Below are 3,643 nucleotides of genomic sequence, written 5' to 3'. Positions count from 1 at the left end.
TTCTGCTTCTGTACGCCACGCATCTGCATGCACATGTGCTGGGCCTCTATCACCACAGCAACACCCGCTGGACTGAGCGTTTCTTGGATACAATCCCTGATCTCATTGGTCAATCGCTCCTGTACCTGCAACCTACGGGCAAAGACATCCACTACTCGGGGAATCTTGCTCAACCCCACGATGTGACCATCAGGGATGTATGCCACGTGGGCCTTTCCGAAGAAAGGTAACATGTGATGCTCGCACATGGAGTATACCTCGATGCTCTTGACGACCACCATCTGTGAATATTCCTCAGCGAACATGGCACCACGTAGAATGGACTCAGGATCCATGTCATATCCATGGGTCAAGAACTGCAAGGCTTTTGCCACACGCTCAGGCGTCTTGAGAAGCCCTTCTCGCGTAGGATCTTCTCCCAATTGCTTAAGCACATCATCATAGAGACGGGCTATGGCTTCGGTCTTTTCTGAATTGTATTCCTCCACGCGTTCGTAGGATTTCTGATAATCGGGTTCTAATCTGATGGCCTCTGCGCTCATGATCCAAAATAGTCTATGATGTTATTCTCGGTCTCCCATAGCCTGACCTGATGCAATCGCGCACCCTGATCTGCAATAGGACTTTCCAATCGCTCCCAAATGGCTATGGCAATGTTCTCGGCAGTGGATATGCGCCCATTCATCCAAGGCACATCCATATCCAGATTCCGATGATCGAGATCATCGATGACTTCCTTATGGATGATATGCTTGAGATCCTTGAGGTCCATGACCATACCGGTTACCGGATCGGGTGCACCTTTAACGGTCACAAAGAGTTCGTAATTGTGACCATGCCAATTCTCATTGGCGCATTTCCCGAATACCTCGTGATTCTTCTCTGTACTCCAATCCGCTACCCAGAGTTTGTGGGCGGCATTGAATCGTTCTCTACGTATGAGTTGCACCTCTGCCATTTACACCATAGTGGACATGAGCCCGTGAAGATATGCTGTTTTGAGCGGTACGAGAGAGGTAGATACGCTGATTCCCTTATTTTAGTGGGTAGCAAAAAGAGCATCCCCTCTGTTGAGCGGGAATGCAGAGGGGACGCCACTAAACCAAATCTTTGGCTCTCACTGTGACTCGATCGGGTCGAATGCGGATCCATTCAATTCCTTTCCCTTCTGCGCTATTCTCGTGAGGACCTTAGTGCGAGTCGTGTTGTACTAACAAATATTGCATCCGACTCCCTTTCCTGCAATACCCATCAATGGTAGGTTTTATACCCATTGCTGGTCAATTTCAGCCCTTTTTATAGAATTCGGCAGCGAATTCTCTGCTTATGTACCTTCACGCCCATGATAATTATCACAGGAGCTGCAGGGTTTATCGGGAGTTGTCTGGTCTCCAAATTGAATCAGGAGGATTTCAATGACTTGATCCTGGTGGACGACTTTGAGAAGGCCGAACGCGAAGGCAAGATGCCCAATCTGGAGGACAAGACCTACACCGCCCTGGTAGACCGGAAAGACCTCATCCAATGGTTGGATGAGAACGAACGTTTCGTCCAGTTCATCTTCCATATCGGTGCGCGCACCGATACCACTGAATTCGACACGGAGATATTCGATGAATTGAACCTGAACTACACCAAAGCGCTCTGGAACAAATGCATCGAGCATGCACTACCCATGGTCTATGCCTCATCGGCTGCTACCTATGGACTCGGAGAGCATGGCTATGTGGACAGTCATGAAATTGTGGAGAAGCTCAAACCGCTGAACCCCTATGGTGACAGCAAGAACGATTTCGATAAGTGGGCCTTGAAGCAGGAGAAGAAGCCGTTCTATTGGGCGGGGTTGAAGTTCTTCAATGTCTATGGACCCAATGAATATCATAAAGGGCGTATGGCCAGTGTAGTCTTTCATGCTTTCAATCAGATCAAGGAGAATGGTAAGGTCAAGCTATTCCGAAGTCACCGCGAGGACTATGAGGACGGAATGCAGCTGCGCGACTTCATCTATGTGAAAGATGTGGTCGAGGTGATGTACTGGCTCATGCATCACCGCAAAGACAGCGGATTGTACAATCTGGGGACAGGTAGGGCCGAGTCATTCCGCGAATTGGCCGAAAGCACCTTTGCCGCATTGGATAAGGATCCTGTTATCGAATTCATCGATACGCCTAAGGATATCCGAGATACATACCAATACTACACCGAGGCAGACATGAGCAAACTCAGGAGCATCGGTTATGACCATCCCTTCATGAAACTGAGAGAGGGTGTAGAGGATTATGTGCAGAATTATTTGACCAAAGAGAAGTATCACTGATCACTCCTCCCCTTCTTTCTTCTTGCCTAAGCCTTTCTTCTGCATCTCGTTCGGGCCTCCGCCACCCCAGCCAGCATAGTTCTGTTTGAAGAGTTCGAAACGGCTCGGGTAACTTATGCTGGGCCACGCATTGTTATTCATATCCACATCGGCTGTTTCCTGGTAGGGATCCAAGTATATGGCCTTGGCCTCTTTCTCCACCTTGAAGACTTTGGTGACCGTTTCATGGTTCTTCTTCCATATCTCGGCCGGCACATGGATGATCTCTGAGCTGCCATCCACATAGTCGAATTTCACGATCAATGGCATGACCAATCCTCCGTGATTGCTGAAGGTGATCTCATAGAATTGGTCACCGCTGTAGTACATAGCCTTTTCCTCCTCGGTCAGGGCATCCTTGAAATCGGTGAATGCATGGCGCTCTTCGTCAGTGATACCATAGCGCTCTTCTGGCCGTGTGTAGAAATCATTGAGCGTTGGGTCCTTCTCCAATCGTGTTTCGGGAATGTCTCCCAGATTGCGTTCGTAATTCCGCATAGGAGCTTCCTCTGCCTCTTCCTCCTGGCGGGCCTTCTCCATCGCCTCGGGATCCATATCCTTGATGGTGTACCACACGACTTTATCAATGCTCAGATCCACATGCTCATTGGTAAAGAACCAACCTCTCCAGAACCAATCCAGATCCACAGCCGAGGCATCTTCCATGCTTCGGAAGAGATCGGCAGGCTCTGGATGCTTGAACATCCAGCGCTGCGAATACTCCTTGAATGCATGATCGAACAGTTCGCGACCCATGATGGTCTCACGCAGGATATTCAGTGCCGTGGCCGGTTTGCCATAGGCATTGTTCCCGAACTGATGGATGCTCTCCGAGTTGGTCATGATGGGTGAGATCTTATCCTTATCCCCTTTCATATAGTCCACGATGTTCCGCGGTTCCCCTCTGCGCGATGGATAATTGCGATCGAATTCCTGCTCGGTGAGATACTGAAGGAAGGTGTTCAGTCCTTCATCCATCCAAGTCCATTGACGCTCATCACTGGCCACGATCATAGGGAAGTAATTATGCCCCACCTCATGGATGATCACTGAGATCATCCCATGCTTGGTGCGTGCCGAGTAGGTGCCATCTGCAGCCGGTCTCCCACCGTTGAAGCAGATCATGGGGTATTCCATCCCGATCCATTTGGTATGGACCGATATGGCCACCGGATAGGGATAGTCGAAGGTGTGCTTGGAATAGGTCTCCAGTGTTTGGGCAACAGCCTTGGTGCTGTACTGCTCCCACAGTGGATTGCCCTCTTTGGGATAATAGCTCATGGCCAT

The 3,643-nt window shown here is 49.7% G+C and carries 4 protein-coding genes; 1 reads left to right on the top strand and 3 read right to left on the bottom strand.

Annotation, left to right across the window (positions count from 1 at the left end):
* Together folE and HKN79_00615 are read right to left on the bottom strand one after the other, a co-directional pair.
* On the bottom strand, window positions 1–542 hold a 542-nt coding region (gene folE, locus HKN79_00620; protein ID NNC82055.1), incomplete at its 3' end, for a GTP cyclohydrolase I FolE.
* Window positions 539–958 carry a 6-carboxytetrahydropterin synthase gene (locus HKN79_00615; protein ID NNC82054.1) on the bottom strand — a complete coding sequence of 140 codons (420 nt, stop codon included), beginning with the start codon at window positions 956–958 and terminating at the stop codon, window positions 539–541. The genes folE and HKN79_00615, both read right to left, overlap by 4 nt.
* 384 nt (window positions 959–1,342) lie before the next feature.
* Here HKN79_00615 and rfaD point away from each other — a divergent pair, with 384 nt between their 5' ends.
* The gene (rfaD, locus tag HKN79_00610; GenBank protein NNC82053.1) at window positions 1,343–2,317 is read left to right on the top strand and encodes an ADP-glyceromanno-heptose 6-epimerase; all 975 of its coding nucleotides are present in this window, start codon (window positions 1,343–1,345) and stop codon (window positions 2,315–2,317) included.
* Here rfaD and HKN79_00605 read toward each other — a convergent pair.
* A partial coding sequence (locus HKN79_00605; GenBank protein ID NNC82052.1) for a M1 family peptidase occupies window positions 2,318–3,643 on the bottom strand: 1,326 nt, incomplete at its 5' end.

The sequence above is a fragment of the Flavobacteriales bacterium genome (genome assembly GCA_013001705.1).
Lineage (GTDB): Bacteria > Bacteroidota > Bacteroidia > Flavobacteriales_D > JABDKJ01 > JABDLZ01.
Note: the sequence above shows the minus strand (reverse complement) of the source record. Positions and strands in the feature narration are given on the sequence as shown.